This window comes from Thermodesulfobacteriota bacterium, from assembly GCA_035559815.1.
Classification (GTDB): domain Bacteria; phylum Desulfobacterota_D; class UBA1144; order Nemesobacterales; family CSP1-2; genus DATMAT01.
In genome coordinates this window covers 66,873-85,615 of the sequence record DATMAT010000047.1, presented here as the reverse complement: position 1 = coordinate 85,615, position 18,743 = coordinate 66,873, and the positions used below count along the sequence as shown (strand labels likewise).

Sequence of the window (18,743 nt, the reverse complement as noted above, 5' to 3'; positions counted from 1 at the left end):
TGCTTTCTATGCGTAGGTTACCGCAGAAAAAAGGAGGATTCAGATGAAATATCCTTTGGCTAAAATTAAAGCCAGGTTTCACAAAACTAAGTTAGCCCTTTTATGTTTTATAGTCACCTCTTGTGCCGCGGGAGGGCTCCTGGCATTGCTTTTATCCGGGGGGTCCGGTGGGTTGCCCATCGTCCCAGCACTCATTCTACCGGGCGGTAGACAATTGGTAGTAACATCCAGTCACCCACTAGTGAGGTTCTTTTCTGAGCCCCAGGTAGCCGCGGCAACACCGGATAATTCTAAGGTTTACGTTACTAATCTAAGGAGAGACACAGTATCTGTGATAGACGTCTTAACAGATAGGGTTATCACTGAGTTACCGGTGGGGAGAGCACCTTCGGCTATCGCTATAACACCAGATGGCTCTAAAGCCTATATAAGTAATGTTGGGGCCCTTCCGTCCGAGCCAGGAAAAACTGTGTCGGTGATAGATATAAAAACAGACACAGTTATTGCTACTGTCACTGTTGGGCTTCTTCCAGCAACTGTGGCAATAACCCCAGACAGCTCTAAGGTTTATGTGGCCAACACAAGCAGTTTTTCGGTGTCAGTGATAGATGTGGCACTTGATGAAGTTATTGCTACGATAACCGTTGGATTTGACCCTGTTGATATAGCAATAACGCCAGATGGCTCTAAGGCTTATGTGACTAATCTATTAAGTAATTCAGTCTCGGTGATAGATGTATCAAAGGACGCCGTTATCGAAACAATCGCTGTTGGCAACATACCAATAGCTATAGGAATAACGCCTGATAGTTCTAAGGTATACATAGGTAATTGCAGTTGCGGTGTAGCTGTGCTGGACAAACCCGACACTCTATCAGTAATAAACGTATCAACGGATGAAGTTATCGCCACAATTCCTGTTGGATTTGGACCTCTTGGTCTGGCAATAACACCAGACGGTTCTAAGGTTTATGTTCCTAATTCTAATAGCAGTACTATATCAGTAATAAACATCGTAACGGACAAAGTTATTGCTACAGTCCCTATCGGGGCCGGGCCTGTGGCCGTGGCAATAACTCCGGATGACTCTAAGGTTTACGTAGGTAATCTGGACAGCATTAACGAGGTTTTCGGTGGTTTGGGTGCTCTTAGTGACCCAAGCAAGACAGTATCAGTAATAGATGCAGCGGCAAACAAAGTTATTGCAACAATCACTGTTGGAAATAGACCCTTTGGAATCGCAGTAAGACATGATGGAACCAAGGCCTATGTGGCTAATTATTTGAGCGGAACGGTATCAGTAATAGATGTATCAACAGACTCGGTTATCGCTACGATACCCATTAAAGTCGAAAGTGAAGTTTTAAGCAGCGAGTTGGGGATTGATTAAAGTTTTGTTGAAAGATATTTAGCAATTTGAGTTGGAACATGCCAACGGAAAGGCCAAAACGTTATAAAGCAAGGGGGGAGGAGTTATGAAAAAATCAAATTTGTTAAACATAAGGTATAAGAGAGCTTTCATTATAGTTTCTGTCTTATTGCTTCTTCTCTTTGGGTTAGGTTGTAGTGGAGGTGGTGGAAACAAAGAGGCATCACCCCCCACAACAACACCTACACCACCTGCTACTTCTAGCGATCGTAAAATATTTGTTGCCCATGTTTTCGGAAACAAAATCACTGTTTTTGATGCTGATGATAGCGGGAATGTCGCTCCGATAAGAAGCATTGGGTCAAATACAGAGCTGTTTACCCCATCAGGAATCTTTGTAGATACAGAAAATAATGAGATATTCGTAACTAACTTTGAAAATGACACAATCACCGTATATAGGAGAACAGATACGGGGGATGTTTCTCCTTTAAGATTCATAGGAGGGCCAAATACTGGGCTTTTTGGACCAGTGAGAATATTTGTCGACACAAAAAATGATGAGATATTTGTAGTCAATTTGGTCATTGTACCGGGTGAGGACCTGATCGAAGTCCTTAGTTCAATAACAGTATACGGAATGACAGATGAAGGTAATGTCTCTCCTAGAAGAATCATAGCAGGTCCAAACACTGGGTACGTTATACCGGTTGGAATATTTGTAGACTTAATAAATGAAGAAATACTGGTAGCTAACCAAGCGATTAATAATGGAATCCTGGTATACCCGAGAACTGCTAATGGGGATGTTCCCCCTTTAATGATTTTAAATATATCAGACCTAACTGATGAAGGGATTCCTTTTCTCCCGACATCAATTTATTTAGATACAGTGAATAATGAGATATTTGTAGCTAACGGAGATGATATTAACATCCCAGGAGAAATCACAGTATATGAAAGAACAGATTCAGGAGACGTTCCACCTTTAAGGATTATATCAGGAGAAAATACAGGACTTTTCCGTCCTCTTGGAATCTTCACGGATGCACAACATGATGAGATATTTGTAACTAACCCTTTCGATGACACAGTCACAATATACGGAAGAACGGACAACGGAAATATTACTCCCAAAAGAACCATAGAAGGACCGAATACCGAGCTTTTTGCTCCGATAGGAATATTTGTAGATATAGAGAACGATGAAATATTCGTAGCTAACGGTGCTGCTAGAATCACGGTTTATAGAAGAACAGATGAAGGAAATGTTAACCCCCTAAGAACTATAGAAGGACCGAATACCGAACTGGCTATACCATGGGGGATATTTGTAGCTGAATCACCATAAAGGATATATATTCACAACAATGACATATATACGTCCTCGGATTAAAGCTAGGTCTTTTAGAATTAAGCTAGTCCTTTTATGCTTTATTATTACCCTTTGTACAGTAGTTTCTTTATTTAAGTTATTCGGCAGTTCAAATTTATCTCACGTTGTACCTATAGCTTCTACTTTGCTCGGTGCTTCTTGTGCAGCAGTTTCATTGCTGGGGCTATCAAGTGTGGCAAATTTACTGCCCCTTATCCCACCACTCCCCCTCCCGACCCCGTCACCTACTCCTTCTTCCTTAGCATTGTTACGTGAGGCCGTTATGCTTCCTTTCGATTCCGACTTGAAAGCTATCGCCGTATCTCCAGATGGCTCCAAGCTCTATGCGGCTGATGGTCTTAACAACGCAGTATCAGTAATTGATTTATCGATTAATGAGGTTGTTGCTATTGTTGGCGTTGGGTCTAACCCCTCCAATATAGCTATAGCCCCGGATAGTTCAAGAGTGTATGTGGCTAATCTAGGCACTCCCGATTCCCCTGACAACACAGTATCAGTAATCTCATTAATAGAGGATAAAAACGAGGATGGAGAACTCTTTTTTAACATTACCGAAGTAAAGGTAGGCGTTGGGCCTAGTGGCCTAGCCATAACCCCAGACGGTTCCAAGGTTTATGTAACTAATTCTGGAAGTGATACTATATCCGTAATAGATACATCAGCTAATGAGGTTAAAACTATTCCCGTGGGATTAGGGCCCGGCGGTATAGCAATAACCTCCAATGATTGTGAGTCCTCTAAGGTATATGTAGCTAATTCCGCTGATGGCACAGTTTCGGTAATAGACGTACAAAATGACACTGTAATCGGTGATCCGATAATCGTAGGAATCGAACCAAGGGGCATAGCCATAACCCTGGATTGCTCTAAGGTTTATGTGGCTAATTCTGCTAGCAACACGGTGTCAGCAATAACAACATCGACTAATGAAGTTAAGACCATTCCTGTAGGGTCTAACCCGGGAGTTGTGGTTGTCAGCCCGTCGGGCTCTCGGGTTTATATAGCCAATTCTGGTAGCAATACTGTATCGGTAATAAATATAGAGGACGATACGGTTATTGGTGAGCCGATAGAGGTAGGACCCAATCCAACTGGTATAGCTATAACCGGGAAAGGCTCTAAACTCTATGTAGCTAATTCCGGTACCGACGACGAACCCGGCAACATCGTATCGGTAATAGAGGTAAAAACCGGGGATGGAGAATTATCTTTTAATGTTAGTGAGATTCAGGTAACTGAAAGCGAGAAGGCCAGTCCCGTCGCTATAACCATTAAACCAGACAGTTCTAGAGTGTACGTTGCTAATGTGGAAAACATCTCGGAGATAGATGTATCAACTGATAAGGTTATTGATACAATTGCTGTCAGCGCTAGCAATTAATTAAACTTGAGAAATAAGGATTTCATATGCTTGGTCGGAGAATGTTTAAATATTTTCTGATCATACTCTCCATTACCTTACTTCTAGGTGCTTGTGTATCAGTAAAACAGCCAGATCTTAAAATTCAGGAGGAAAATATAGTCCGGTTAGTGAAGGAAGGAGCAAAGCTATATGATAATGGAAGGTATGAGGAAGCTTTATCGAAGCTCTCTCAGGCAGAGAAACAGGCTAGGTTACCAGAAGACAAAATAGAGATTGCAGACTTATTATCCAAAGCCGCTTTTGCTCTTCTTGAGAAGAAACTGTTTAAAATGGCGCTTTCATACTACGAGCGCTCCCTAGATATAAACAGAACTTTGGATCATAAACCCGGACTAATTAATAACTATAGCTACATAGGAAAGACATACACCGATATTGGAAAATACGAAGAGGGGATTCGGTCTCTTGAAGAAGCCCTTAAGATACAGAAAGAATTAGGCGATAAAGCCGGAATAGCCCATAACTTGAATAATGTCGCTAATCTCTTTAGCTATCTGGGCAACTACCAGGATTCGATAAAACTTTTAAACCAAGCCCTTGGGATAAGCGAGGAGATCAAAGACTCAACCCAAACAGCAAAGACTTTAATAAATCTAGGCACTATTCATCTTCGCTTAAGAAATTATCAGCAGTCTATCGAATACTTAAATCGCGCCTTCGAGATTGCCGATGATGCAAATGAGGAAAACCTAAAGGCCTATGCTCTTAATATAATGGGAGTAGTTTATAGAGAGCAGGACAACTATGAAAAGGCTTTAGGTTATTATCAGAGGGCATTAAGGATAAATAAGAAGTTGGGTTCTAAGACCGAGATCGCTACCAATCTAGGCACCATAGGAGAGCTGTATAAAGAGCTTGGTCATTATGACCAAGCCCTTCAGTACCTTGAACAGTCCCTTAATATGGCTAAAGAACTAAAGAACCAATTAATAGCCGCCATAATCATGAGTTACATAGGAGAGGTCAGATTTAAACAGGGTAATTATGAGAAAGCTCTAAGCCTTTATGATCAATCCTTAAAAATGTTTGAGGAGCTTGGGGCCAAGGATAGAATAGCCAGGAGCTTTAATCATATCGGTTACGTAGAAGGAGAAACTGAAGACTACGATGTTGCAATTAAAAACTTTGACAAGGCCATAGGAATATATAAAGACCTCGGAGATAGAGAGTGGATTCGTATTGCTCTCTTCGGGAAAGGGGTTTATCTAGAGGAAAAGGGCGATCTTGTCTCAGCCGAAAAAAACTATAAAGAAGCCGTGGATGTTTTTGAGTCTATAAGAGAGGATGTTGTGGGAGGAGAGGAAGGCCAGCAAATATTCAGCAACGTGAACGTAAAGATTTATGAAAAGCTTGTATCCTTACTTATAAGACAGGGAAAAACAGAGGAGGCTCTTGAATACATTCAAAGAAGCAGGTCAAAATCCCTGCGTGATAATCTCCTAAAAAGCGGTATAAGCTCTTTTGAAGATAAAATTAGAGGGCAATTAGTAAAATACGACGAGCTTTCAAGAAGAGAAGCCTCTATAAATTATGAGCTTGTCAGGGAGAAATCAAGATTATCACCAAATCAGGAGAAAATAGAAAACCTGTCACGGACACTGGCAAAGACGAGGGAAGAGTTTAATCAGGTAGCATTTCGGCTAAAAGAAGAGTACCCAAGGATATACAGTTTACTCAGAGTATCTCCTCAGAATTTGTCCGATTTAAGAGAACGGGTGAAACTTCCATCAAACCTTTCCATCCTCCAATATTTCATTGCAGAAAATGAAACTTATATATTTACAGTCAGCAATTCGGGTCTAACAGTTAAAAGTTCCTCTATAAAAAAAGAAGATTTGAATAGAATGGTGTCTGATTTTAGAAGATTGACTTTCGAGAGTAGTTCTTTCGGAGCAGATAAGTTAAAGCTCAGCATTGATACTATTGCTAAGAATAAAAAACTCTTGGACGAACTTTCAATAATCTTATACAACTACCTTATAAAGCCGGTCAAAGGTGACATAGAAGATGCTGAGGTAGTTGGGATTATTCCTTTCGGCATACTCAACTATCTTCCCTTTCAGGCTTTGGCTGAGAAGGGAGCAGGTGATGGATTAGAGTTTTTTCTAGAACAGAAGAACCTGGCTTACCTGATAAACCTTGATCAACTTGACTATGCATCGGCGAATGGAAAGGCAAAGAGTTTTGAAAGTATAGTCGCTTTTGGTAATCCTGACCTTGGGGAACCGGAACTTGTCCTTCCACATTCCAAGAAAGAGGTGCTGGCTATAAAAGATATATTTCCCAATGCCCTGGTATTTTTAGAAGACAAAGCCACAAAAGAGAATTTCAAAAATAATTGGGGAAAATACCGAATAGTGCATTTATCTGCTCATGGGATTCTTAACGAAGAAGGACAGTTTATTCTACTGGCCCCGGTCGGCTCAGGTACGCTCTCAATAACTGATATAATGGAGCTACCGCCGGCAGAAAAAATAAATTTTGTTACACTCTCGGCGTGCAGCACTGCTATAGACCCTTTTCAAAAAAACCCAACTGGTACACAACTAGCCACCTTAGCGTTTGCTTTTGCGTGGGTAGAAGTGCCGTCTACTATTGCAACCCTTTGGGACATAAGCGACCAGGGTACTGCTGATCTGATGAAGGCTTTTTATAAAAACCTTAAGGATGGAAAAACTCTATATACGGCCTTTCGTGAAGCACAAGTTTACCTGATCAAGAGAAATGACAAATACTCTCACCCTTATTACTGGGCCCCATTTATCTTATTCGGCAATTGGAATTAGTCTTAAAACCTTAGTTTCAGCGTCTTTCCAGCTGTCCAAAATCTCCAAATAAATGCGGTACTTGGCATAGGAAGTAAACTATTCATACACTATTAAACCTGTCGAGTGGTTTTTGGAAACTTATCCTGAATGAAGATTCAGGATAGAAGTTTTTTACTGTTTCTTTGAGATTTTTCTCCTGAATTAAAACCTTAAACCTATCCCCCATCAGTCCGGGGAGAAATAGGTTCTTTATAGCCATCCTGCTTTTTTCGGAAGAAATATCCGATGAAGAATATGTTTCTAAGACGTCCAATATCCCCCAGTCCACCAGGAACTGCCCCTGAGTGGTGTACTTAACGGTATTTAATCCGACGCGGTTCCCAACTCGGACCAGGTTGCTGAAATCCACGTCGGCGGTGATGTCCTGCTCGCCTATATTAATGTAGGGGTTTTCATTCAATCTGTGTTGATGAAAACACCTGAACGTCCCTTTCATTCTTACAAAGCTGTAAAGCTCCGGCGCCATGAAGCCATAATCGATCGTGAGAGCAAACCCCCGAGACAGAGCAGAAGCTACATCAGACAACCATTCTCCGGCTCTTAGGCTTACTTCGACTTCCTGACCGTCTTCAAACTGTAAATCGTAATTCTGGAAATATGTACTCAGGTCAGTGCTGCTCGGCTCTTCTAAGCTTTCCACGAAATCCTCGCCGGCCAAACCAACAAATATTTCGAGCAACTTTCCATCTTTAAATTTACAGCGGTGAAAAGGAAAGGAATCAACAAGTTCGTTCGAGATGAAAACACCGTTCATGCTTTCTTTCTCGAGAGAAGCGAGGAAATCAACCCATCTAATTTTATGCGAATGTGCTTTTAAAACTACTTTCCCCTCGTCCCGGAGGTGTGGGCTCTGCTCGATAATAATAAAGTTAAGACGGTCGTAGAATTCAGAATAGTTCCGTTTCAAGGAATCAAGAATATCTAAAGCTAGAAAGCCCTTACCCGCTCCCATTTCTACCACGGTGAAATCGGGAGCATCAACGACCTCGCTCGCTCGATATATAAACCGGCCCAGGATTTCTCCGAACGCCGGATGAACACAAGGGCTGGTATAATAATCACCTGCCTTCCCCAGCTTCGCTTTTCCAGAGGAGTAATAACCATGCTCAGGATGATAAAGAGCAAGCTCCATGAACTTAGCAAAAGTAATAGGGCCAGATTGGCGAATTAGAGCCCCTATTATCTCACTTATTTGATTCATTCTTGAAGTTTCTTTAATTTAATCCGGCGTAGTCTGACCCTTTAAGGATAACACGGAATTTCATTTGCAAATTCCCCTTCTCAAAGTACACTACAATTTAAAAAATAATGATCGAATACGACGGGGGAGTTCATCTTAGAGGAACAGACATATGGTTTGATTCGACTAAAAAAGCCCATTTCTCTTTTCTATCCAATGCTAATGTTCCCGGTTTTATACCTCATGAAAAGATCATCGCCACCTCCGAGACAATAAGGCTATCCGGGGAAAAGGTTAAAAATTCCATCGTGCTTCCCTGCCCCTTCAATCACCCTTTCATCCTGGGCAAGGTTAAGGTTGAACTCATACCGGCAGGATATATACTCGGTTCATCCCAGGTGGTTGTCGACAAGGACGGGAAGAGAATCATTTATGCGGGCGACTTTAAGCTCAGGCGGAGCATAACGGCACAGCCGATAGAGATAAAACGTTGCGATATATTAATTATGAAATGCATATACGGTCTTCCCAAATATATGTTCCCTTCGACCGAAAACGTGATGGAGTCAGTAGCGGATTTCATTGATAACTCTATTTCCACCGGTCTTACTCCCATACTCCTCGTCGATGTTATAGGCAAGGCGCAAGACCTTACCAAACTTTTGGGAGATATGGGATACAAAGTCAGTCTCCACCGGTCTATTTACAAAGCCGTTAAAATCTACGAGGAATTCGGCATTAGCTTTTCCAATTACGAAAGCTTTAGACCCAAAGATATCGAGGGTAAGGTCGTCCTAGTACCCTCCTACCTGAGAGGCTCGGAAGTCATCGAAGGGATAAGAAGAAAAAGAACCGGCGTTGTTATGGGTTGGGCTTTGGATACGGAGTTTGCTAAATCCGCTTACAGAGCGGACGAGGCTTTTCCTCTAAGTAACCATGCCGGTTATGACGAGCTTATCCAATTCGTAGAAATGACCAGGCCTAAAGAGTTATATTTGATTCAGGGACTCTGCACGGAGTTTGCAAGCGCGCTTAAAAAAAGAGGATATAATGCCAAGCCCTTGCAAAAGCCTTCGCAGCTCAAACTTCTGTAAGGAATGCAGGTATTCAAACACTAAGGCACAAAGACACAAAGAAAGAATGTGGGTTTCAACAAGAATACGGAAGTCTGTCAACTTGATTTCGATTAACTGGTAGGGATTATTCGAGTCCGCCGTTCATGGTTCGACAAGCTCACCACGAACGGCTTATACCGCTCGTCCTGAGGTTGGTCCAGAGTAGTTTAGATAGGAGATACAGGAGAGTGAAAAAAGCAGAAGGGATTTGTTTGTTCAAAGCTGTGGTTTTTCTTGAAATACCCCTTGACTTTTTACATAACAGCTTGTCGAAGGGCGCATTTATTTGCCAAGTCACATCAAATTTAGCGTGACTAAGCACTAGTGTCTTTGTGGTTATCATAATTAAAAGGAGAAAACAAGATGCCCGTAAAAACCATAAGCCTGAAGCTGGAAACGAAAGGGGAAACGGACCTCATTGATATAACGCAGAGTGTAGGAAAAGCAGTGAGAGATTCGGGAGTTTCTTCCGGAATAATTACGGTATTCGTCCCCGGTTCTACCGCCGGGGTCACTACCATCGAGTATGAAAGTGGAGCCATAAGCGATTTCAGAAAAGCAATCGAAAGACTGGTGCCAAAAGGGATTCATTACGACCATGATGCCAGATGGGGAGATGGAAACGGATATTCCCATATCCGGGCAGCATTTCTTGGCCCTTCCGTAACCGTTCCATTCTCATCATCCCGGCTTCTCCTGGGCACCTGGCAGCAGATTGTAGTCGTCGATTTTGACAATAGGCCGAGGAAGAGGGAGATAATTCTTCAGATTGTGGGAGAGTGAATCAAGCCCTGCAGTTTTTCCTGATGGACAACGTGCTCTTCATCCACGACAACTTCTAAGAATGCCTCTACCACCCGAGGGTCAAACTGAATCCCGCTCTTTTTCTTTATCTCCGCAATAGCCTCTTCCTCCGTCCAGGCCTTCTTATACGGTCGTTCCTGGGTAAGGGCGTCAAATGCGTCAGCAACGGCTACAATGCGTCCGGCCAACGGTATTTCCTCTTCCCGGAGCCCCAGGTAACCACTACCGTCCCAATGTTCATGATGGGTAAGCGCAATTTCTTCGGCCATCTGAAGGAGAGCCGACCTGCTTCCGGAAAGAATCTTGCTCCCGATGGTTATATGGCTCTTTATCACCTTAAACTCTTCCGCAGTGAGCCTGTCCGGCTTGAACAAGATATTGTCGGGAATACCGATTTTCCCTATGTCGTGCAATGTGGCGGCCAAACCGAGTAGGTTGGCCTGAGCTTCGGGAAGTCCCATTGCCCGGGCAATGAGAGATGAGAGTCTGCCCACTCTTTGTGTGTGCTCTCCGGTGTTATCATCTCGATATTCACCAGCTAGTGCCAACCGTTCGAGGATTTCAACCTGTGCCGCCTCCAGCTCCATGGTGCGCTTACGAACCTTTTCCTCAAGAATCTGGTTTTGGTTCTGAAGCTGTAGGTGGAGAAAGCGCGTCTCCAGGAGGTTTTTTATACGAAGGAGTGCTTCAACACTGTCGAATGGTTTGGTAAGAAAGTCCTTAGCCCCCATCGAGAGTGCTTTTTGCTTGGTCTTAGCCGTAGCATCGGCTGTCAGTACCAGTATTGGGAAGTAAACATCTTCCGAAATGCGCCCCTTCAACTGCTTCATTATCTCAAACCCGTCCAGATAGGGCATCATCAGGTCTAAAATCATCAAGTCGGGCTGAAACTCATTGTAAAGAGGAAGAGCTAGACGAGAGTCGTTAACGCTCTTGATGTTAACATACCCGGCTTCCTGTAATATTAGACCGAGCATGAAAGTGTTTTCTTCCAGGTCATCTACGATCATGATTTTTGCTTTTTTCAATGTTTCTTCCCACATAATACACCTTCCTCGCCGAAAACTTCGTCTAAAACATTAAAGAATGTCTTCAAATCAAGAGGCTTGGTCAGATAAGCCCGGGCTCCAGCATTCAATAGTTTCTTAACTCGGTCTGGTATAGCATCGGCGCTGATTATCACTACCGGAATCCGGTCCGTCTTTGGGTCTTCTTTTATACGGCGCAGTATTTCTTCGCCGGGTATATCCGGTAGGTTGAGGTCTAAGAGTACCAGGTCGGGATGGTGCTCACGTATTAAATCCAGGCCTAAACTTCCTTGCATAGCCGTGAGAAGCCTAACTCCGGGCCGATGAACCAACGCATGCCCGATGAGGTTGAGGTTTAAAAGATTGTCCTCTATGTAGAGCACAGTATGAGTTCGTCCGTTCCCTCCTGCGTCATGCGGCGACGGTACATTTTCATATAAGTTCTCCGGTGCATTATCCAAGGCTTCCACCACGGACAGCTCCGCCCAGAATGTACTTCCCTGACCTACGGTGCTTTCCATTCCTATAGTCCCGCCCATTGCTTCCATTAGTTGCTTGGAAAGTGCCAGGCCTAGCCCTGCACCATCAGAGTCGGATTGCTCCGCCCCTAGGCGGTCAAAAGGACTAAAAAGCCGATTTATCTTTTCCGTGGGGATTCCAAAGCCGGTATCGCTTATATTGATTCGTAGTCTTCTCTCCGCGACCTTTTCAAAGGAGTAGGTTACTATTCCATATTGGCGATTGTATTTAATCGCATTCGAGAAGAGGTTCAAGAGAACCTGTTTGAAACGTTGTTTATCGGCCATAACGGACCAACCATTATCCTGTCCGTAGACTGATTGAAGTCTTATTCCCCTTTGTGTAGCAATAGGCTGAATTAGGCTCAATGTCTCCTGGATAACCTCTTCCACACTGACCGGTTCCAGTGATAGTTTGAGACGACCGGACTCGATGCGGCTGATGTCTAGCAGTTCATCAATGAGATGGAGCAGATGCCTTCCCGCTTGCAGTACGTGCTTTACGCTTTCCCTTTGTTTATGAGCGAGAGATGAATCCATCTCCAAAAGCTGTGCGAATCCCATAATCGAATTCATTGGAGTACGCAATTCATGGCTCACCCGTGAGAGGAATTCGCTTTTTGCCCTATTGGCTTCCTCTGCCTCTTCCTTTGCCTGCCGCAGCTCTTGGTTCGCTTTATTGAGTTGTGAAGTACGCTCTATGACCCGTTGTTCCAATTCCTCGTTGATTCTGCGGATTTCTTCCTCCGCTTGCTTGCGGTCGGTAATGTCCTCCATTACCCCCATACCGCCAATAACATTCGCATCAACGTCAAGCAATGGAGATAGACGAATCGATAACCATAGCTTTGCTGTGCTGGTGGTAGCTTCATATAAACCCTCATAATAGTTAGGCTTTCCTTCAATTACTTTTAACAGTGCGGATAGGTAGCTTCGATCTTTAAGATTGTGCATATCAAACCCCATGATTTTGTCGTATGACGATTTTAAGATTCGAACTAGGCGTTCGTTGCACTGCGATATTACCAGTTCCTTGTCGAATATAAATACTCCAACGGGCGATTGATCGAAAAGGGTGCGATATCGCTCCTCTGATTGGCGCAGCGCCTCCGCTTGTCTGGCATTATTGATTGCTACCTCGATTTGCCGTGCAACGATGTCAAGCAGTTTTAATTCTTCCTCATTAAAAGCATCTTCCCGTAAAGAGTTTATGCTTATAGTTCCTAAGACCTTTTCTTGGAGGCGGATGGGTACAATTACATAACTCTTTATTCCGATGCTCCGTCCGGCAGGGCCAAGAAACTGGTCATGCTCCACGTCCGGGCAGTATCTAGGCTTCCCCTCCATTATTGTCTTCCAGGTAACACCCTTGGGATATGGTATTCTTTCCGCTCGGTTTAGGTATTGATCAGGAAACCCTCTCTGTGCTCTCAGTACTGCTTCTTCTCCCTCGACCAGATAAATCCCAACGTGCTCAGACCCATTTACATTTTGCTTCACCGCTTCTACAGCATTTTCCAGGACCTCTTGGAGATTAATTGACCGATGAACGCTCTGGGTGATGGTGCTGATTATGGTTTCGTAACGATTCTTTTTGGTTAATTGAGCAACGTTTTCCTTTAGGGTTTCCTCCGATTGCCTTAAAGCTTCGGCCTGTCCTGCATTATTAATGGCTGTTTCAATCTGATGGGCGACTATTTCGAGTAACCTTAATTCATCTTCATCAAAAGCATTCTTGGCCAAGGAATTTATATTAATGACTCCAACAGTCGCACCCTTGGAGTGTATAGGCATGGAAGCATAGCTTTTTGTCCCAAGTTTTCTTCCAGCCGGGCCCATGATTGTATCTTGGTCTGTATCACTGCAATATACCGGCTTTCTTTCTATTATCGTCTTCCACGTAAATCCTTTGGGATAGGGAATTCTTCCTACTTGCTCAATAAACCAATCAGGATAGCCCTTGTAAGCTTTTAAGACAGCGTCTTCTCCTTCGACTATATAAATTGAAACGTTGTCTGTCCCATTTATGTTCTCGCTCATTGCTTCAACCGCGTTTTCCAGCACATCCTGAAGATCAATTGAACGATGAACGCTCTGAGTAACTTTGCTAATAATGCCCTCGTAGCGATTCTTTTTTTCTAGCTTGGCCAGATTCTCTTTTAAAGCCTCCTCTGCCCTCTTGCGATCGGTAATGTCATGCATAATGCCCATTAGTCTAACCACGTTACCATTGCTATCTTTAATTGGTATAAAAGATGATTGAAAAACGCGATTATTTATTGCAGTGAATTCAAACTCGGAAGACTCACCGTTCAGGGCAGCTTGTAACAAACGTTCAATCCTATCTCGATCTTCTTCGGAGACTACTTCTAAATACGGAACCCGGACAATCTCGCACTCATCCTTGAGTCCCATCATATGCAAGCCAGCTTTGTTCATGGACATCAATTGCCCTTCCAAGTTGATCTGATGAATGCAATAGGGGGAATTTTCGATGAGTAAACGATAATTGGTCTCACTTTCTCGTAATGCTTCTTCAACACACTTACGCTCAGTAATCTCCGCCTGCAACTGCTCATTCGCTTTCATCAAATCTTTTGTGCGTTTCTCGACTTTAATCTCCAGTTCATCTTTGGCCTTTTTCAGGTCTGCTTTTGCGATTTCCAGCTCTTTGCTTCTGGAGGAAAGCTCTCGATTTCTCTCCAGGAGTTCCTGAGAAGTTAATTCCAACGACCTCTCGAGCATCAGGCGATCGGAGTCAAATTGCCAATAGGTATCATTGACTGCATCGAGAAAAGACCTCCATTCTTCCGAAGTGGAATAAGGATCTCCATTGAAATGCTGCTTAAGCTGATGTTTAAGCAAATTATTCATTCTTTCCATAAGGTAATTCTCCAAGCGCGTTCCTATAGAACGTAACTTTGAAACGTCTTGCCCCTCAACCTGACTTTACAATGCCATGAAATGATAGGGGATTAACCTATATATCTCTCAATATGCAAAAAATATGCCTTGACTGTTGTTCTTACTTAACTTATTAAAGTCACTGATTTTATTGTGAAGAACTAATTCCCCAGCCTAGCAATATAACAAATTTTGTTAATAGATAGCCGTAATTGTAAAAACGGACACGAGTTAGACGTTAGACGGTAGCTCCAAAGCTACCAATTTTGTCATAATGTCTAGACAGAATGGAATAAATAACCGGATTCCACGGTTAATTAGAGATAAATACTGCATAATTGGCAAGTAAAAATGGTTAAGTGTCACTGCTGTCCAAAATAATCAGGAATCAAAAATCCCTACCTGTAAAATAAGGCTCTTAGAGAGGTAAAAAGAGTGGTCAAGTCAGGTCACCCTACTTTTATGTTTCCTATGTAAGTGCTGTCTAAATCATATGGTTTGAAATAGCCTATGAAAGGACTAATAACATAAACATTTTTTCAACGGATTGCTTCGTCGCTTTGCTCCTCGCAATGACCTGCAAAAGCATCCGTATTCTCAACCTCGCTCTCCGCCAGTATCCATCCTCCCCGTCATTGCGAAGCGAAGCAATCTCTTATCTTGGACAGGTTTGGTTAAGTGTAATAAGTGTAAGCAGGGTTGATCTCAACACACAGTACGCCAGCATACTCTAAGGCTAATTTAACAATTAATGGCAGCTCTGTTATTAGACAGCAATAGGGCTTTAGGGCTAGCTAAGAATCGGCTCAAAGTCATAGCCTGTAATGCACTCGCTTAAATACTAACCGTACACCTAAACAAACTTCACCGAAAAATGCTGGGGTTTATAGCGCATGTTCAGATTAACTATAAGCGGTGTGATGGCTTCAATCATCATAGAAACCTCTAATGGCCCGGCATCAAGCACCCTAAGGTTGGGCATCTCTTCGGTAAGCCTTTTGACTACGGCCTTTGCCTCATCGTCATCTCCACATATCACGACGTCATAATCCAGGTCTTCGTCTATTTTGCTGAGCTCTTTTGCCGGAAGGTTGTGATAGGCTGAAACAAGCTTTACGCTCTCCGGCAACGCCTCTTTTATTTCTAATGCGCAAGACCCCTGGGGTGGCGGCGAATACATGAAAACCTTGCCCTTCTTAACCATAGAAACCACCGGGGTAACCACAATTTGATTGGTAAAACTATCTCTAATTTGAGCCACCGTTGATGCCGCGTACTCTGGCGGAATGCTTATTATAATCACCTCCGCAGCACGGGCGGCGTCGGCATTGGGCATACCTTGAATCTTTGGACTAATGCCCAGTTTAGAGAGTGTCTCTATGTACTCTGCGGCGATTCCCTTTGCCTTTTCATCGCTTCTTGAACCTATAAAGATTTCGTGACCTACCTTGGACCAGCGAAGGACCAATCCCTCGGCAATATCTCCAGTACCTCCTAAAAGAGCGATCTTCATTTTTCCTCTCCTCTATCAGAATTTGCATTTATTTTAACCAAAGATTGGGTGGAGTAAAGCAATACGGGAATAGTTGATAACGAACTAAAACTTTTTTTTAGAAAACAGAATAATCCTTTAGGAGAAAGATCTTCTTTTATCGAGAATAATTCTACTAGAAGGTTTATGCGGGCTAGCCCAAAATGGCCTCAGAACTTCTTCTTAAAGTACCAAAAGAACGAAACGCTATCTTTAGAAAGGAACCCGGGATTATCCCCGTTATCTTGTGCATCGGGTATGGCGATAAAAGGAAAAATACCACCCCAAAATACCGTAGACTCTCTTGATTTATCCCCGGGCTTGAAACCGGCCCAGTCTTCGTTTTCATACCCATCGGATAAAGTGCCCCTGCCCGAATCTTGACTCAATTCCAAATAATAAAGGTCAAGATTGGAATTGCTGAATGCATCTTCATTCAAATTTGAGGTCGAATCCCCATCTCTGCGATTAATGTTTAAATCCTCACAGAGCGCCAAAGGAGCACCAGATATCAAGAAAGCTATTAGCAGAACTATGAGCCGCTTCACCATCCCCACCTCATAATTTTTACATACGCACAAACAACGTATACGTCCTACGGATAACTCAATATAATCAATGCTATCAAAATATCAATAGAAATATGGAAAAATTAATCCCTTAATTCTTTACCGGTTAATCGTAGAAAAACATCCTCCAAGTTTGCGCGGCGGTGTAAAATTTCAGAATCCTTCAAGGGGAGAAGCCTTTTTCCTATTTCATCGCCGTCTTTCGAGAATATGTAGATAGTATCACCGGCTTGTTCAATACTGTACTCCAACCCCTCCAATTTTCTTAGAAGTCCGTTGTCTTCCGCATGCCTTATCTCGAAAACGTGCTCTCCTGCATATCTTTTTATAAGCTGATCAGGCGAGCCTTCGGCCAGTATTTTCCCGGAATCCATGACCGCAACCCTGTCGCAGAGCTTTTCCGCTTCCTCCATATAATGGGTGGTTAGAATCATGGTGACCCCTTTTCCCTTTAGTTCCCGAAGCCTCTGCCATATGAGATGCCTGGCCTGGGGGTCGAGTCCAGTGGTGGGCTCGTCAAGTATGAGCAGTCTCGGGTTATTGATGAGCGCCCTGGCAATGACCAGACGTCTCTGCATGCCGCCTGAAAGCTTGGTTACTTCTTCCTTTCGCCTCTCGTCTATGCTTAAAAATCGAAGGAGTTCCTTTCCTCGTTCCTCCGCCTCGCTCCTGGGAATATCGTAGTACCGGGAATAGACGATGAGGTTCTCGATAACGTTCAAATCCGGGTCTAAATTATTCTCCTGTGGCGCCAGGCCTATCAAAGCCTTGATTTCTCTGGCGTGATCCCTAACATCCAAACCAAAAACGTTAAGAACCCCGGAGGTGGGTAGAGTTCGACAGTAAATCATCCTGATAGCCGTTGTTTTTCCGGCGCCATTCGGACCTAAAAACCCGTAGCATTCGCCGGCCAAAACCTCAAAAGAGATTCCGTCCACGGCCCAAATAGGGCCGTAGTTTTTGGATAATCCCCTGGCCAGTACTATAGCCTCGGAAGCCATTCTGATTAATGATACCTAAGAAAAGATAAGAGATGGGGCAAGGGCCATGAAATTTTCCTGCCCCTTGCCCATCACCGAGTTTGCTTAAGATGAAATTTGGGCGATTAGGATATAGCCACTTTGACGGCAAAATCTAGCTACCGAATCTTACTACTAAATCAAGAAGAAAACCCACATTCGCAAAATCTGTTATTTCGTCGCTGCCAAATGGAATTTGAACGCCCGCTCCTAGACTCAATATCTGACCGCCGAACCTGACTCCCGGAGTAAGGTAAGCGCCGGTGATATTGCTGTCAAAAGACGTGGATGATGCCATGAACAACTCCAGTAAGAATGAAGTGGAAAATGGCAGAGGAAGATTAGGCGTCACACTCGCCGTAGCTCCGTATTCCAGTATGAATTCTGTGTCATCGCCCTCGAAATCATCGGCATTGGTAATAATGTCACCACTTATGTTAGCCTGGAAGCCAAAAATACCCCTACCATATCCAAACACCGCATAGGGTTTGAAAGTCCAAGCATCCTCGAGAAAATATGGAAATTGTAAGAAATAAGCGAGAGCGGCAGCCGCGCCCAAATCCCCGCTAGTAGTAGGCGTAATAAGCTCAAAACCCCCTGTTAAAACTGCGGAATCGGTGTTTAGTATAGCTACTTTTCCACCGAGACCTATGTTTCCAAAATCATAATCGTCCTCATCAGTAGGACCAAAGTTAGTTACGCCAGCAAAGGGAAACTTGGCGTATATACCGAATAAGTTTTGATATATATTCACATCCGCCCTAAACTCATTCATAAAAAGCCACCCGGAGTCATCCAAATCTACCGCCATACCATTAGCTCTAACGCCGGTGATAGAGTAGGGATGTTCCAGGAAGAATGAATAAGGCATCGTTGGCCCGGCGGCGTTAACCCCTTTTGCTTGAACGAAGAGTACAGAGGATAAAACGAATAAAGCTAATACCAAGGTTTTCAAATAGACAATAAACCTTTTATCTTTTTCCATGCCAAACCTCCTTAAATTGTTGAATTTTAACGTATTACCACATACCAAAATCTGATTCTATACAATATCGATTA

Annotated in this window: 13 protein-coding genes; 6 read left to right on the top strand and 7 right to left on the bottom strand. The window is 43.3% G+C overall.

The window, feature by feature from the left end; translation table 11 throughout:
- Positions 1 to 43: 43 nt before the first annotated feature.
- From VNN20_12425 to VNN20_12410, 4 genes are all read left to right on the top strand, one after another.
- Positions 44 to 1,390: a hypothetical protein gene (locus VNN20_12425; GenBank protein HWP92990.1), complete on the top strand. Its 1,347-nt coding sequence runs from the start codon at positions 44 to 46 to the stop codon at positions 1,388 to 1,390.
- Positions 1,391 to 1,475: 85 nt separating this feature from the next.
- The gene (locus VNN20_12420; protein HWP92989.1) at positions 1,476 to 2,720 is read left to right on the top strand and encodes a hypothetical protein; all 1,245 of its coding nucleotides are present in this window, start codon (positions 1,476 to 1,478) and stop codon (positions 2,718 to 2,720) included.
- 307 nt (positions 2,721 to 3,027) lie between these two features.
- Positions 3,028 to 4,146 (top strand): beta-propeller fold lactonase family protein, encoded by a 1,119-nt coding sequence (locus VNN20_12415; protein ID HWP92988.1) that lies wholly within the window; start codon positions 3,028 to 3,030, stop codon positions 4,144 to 4,146.
- 26 nt (positions 4,147 to 4,172) lie between these two features.
- Entirely contained in the window at positions 4,173 to 6,974 is a 2,802-nt protein-coding gene (locus VNN20_12410; protein HWP92987.1) for a CHAT domain-containing tetratricopeptide repeat protein, read from the top strand.
- Between the two features lie 82 nt (positions 6,975 to 7,056).
- On the opposite strand, the gene VNN20_12405 is transcribed toward VNN20_12410, so the two are convergent.
- Positions 7,057 to 8,217, bottom strand: coding sequence for an SAM-dependent methyltransferase (locus VNN20_12405; protein HWP92986.1), 1,161 nt, complete (start codon positions 8,215 to 8,217; stop codon positions 7,057 to 7,059).
- A 107-nt stretch (positions 8,218 to 8,324) separates the two neighbouring features.
- On the opposite strand from VNN20_12405, the gene VNN20_12400 reads away from it, so the two are divergent.
- Positions 8,325 to 9,290 carry an MBL fold metallo-hydrolase gene (locus VNN20_12400; GenBank protein HWP92985.1) on the top strand — a complete coding sequence of 322 codons (966 nt, stop codon included), beginning with the start codon at positions 8,325 to 8,327 and terminating at the stop codon, positions 9,288 to 9,290.
- 384 nt (positions 9,291 to 9,674) lie between these two features.
- On the top strand, positions 9,675 to 10,094 hold the full coding sequence (locus VNN20_12395; GenBank protein HWP92984.1) for a secondary thiamine-phosphate synthase enzyme YjbQ: 420 nt from the start codon (positions 9,675 to 9,677) through the stop codon (positions 10,092 to 10,094).
- Here VNN20_12395 and VNN20_12390 read toward each other — a convergent pair.
- From VNN20_12390 to VNN20_12365, 6 genes are all read right to left on the bottom strand, one after another.
- Positions 10,076 to 11,158 carry an HD domain-containing phosphohydrolase gene (locus VNN20_12390; protein HWP92983.1) on the bottom strand — a complete coding sequence of 361 codons (1,083 nt, stop codon included), beginning with the start codon at positions 11,156 to 11,158 and terminating at the stop codon, positions 10,076 to 10,078. The two genes, VNN20_12395 and VNN20_12390, sit on opposite strands and share 19 nt — an antisense overlap.
- Positions 11,140 to 14,544 carry a GAF domain-containing protein gene (locus VNN20_12385; protein HWP92982.1) on the bottom strand — a complete coding sequence of 1,135 codons (3,405 nt, stop codon included), beginning with the start codon at positions 14,542 to 14,544 and terminating at the stop codon, positions 11,140 to 11,142. The genes VNN20_12390 and VNN20_12385 overlap by 19 nt, the downstream gene beginning before the upstream one ends.
- Before the next feature lie 874 nt (positions 14,545 to 15,418).
- The gene (npdG, locus tag VNN20_12380) at positions 15,419 to 16,078 is read right to left on the bottom strand and encodes an NADPH-dependent F420 reductase (GenBank protein HWP92981.1); all 660 of its coding nucleotides are present in this window, start codon (positions 16,076 to 16,078) and stop codon (positions 15,419 to 15,421) included.
- A 188-nt stretch (positions 16,079 to 16,266) separates the two neighbouring features.
- Positions 16,267 to 16,647 carry a hypothetical protein gene (locus tag VNN20_12375; protein ID HWP92980.1) on the bottom strand — a complete coding sequence of 127 codons (381 nt, stop codon included), beginning with the start codon at positions 16,645 to 16,647 and terminating at the stop codon, positions 16,267 to 16,269.
- 101 nt (positions 16,648 to 16,748) lie between these two features.
- A complete protein-coding gene (locus VNN20_12370; GenBank protein ID HWP92979.1) occupies positions 16,749 to 17,666 on the bottom strand; it encodes an ATP-binding cassette domain-containing protein in 918 nt (305 codons plus the stop codon).
- A 133-nt stretch (positions 17,667 to 17,799) separates the two neighbouring features.
- Positions 17,800 to 18,669 (bottom strand): hypothetical protein, encoded by an 870-nt coding sequence (locus VNN20_12365; GenBank protein HWP92978.1) that lies wholly within the window; start codon positions 18,667 to 18,669, stop codon positions 17,800 to 17,802.
- Positions 18,670 to 18,743: the final 74 nt, after the last annotated feature.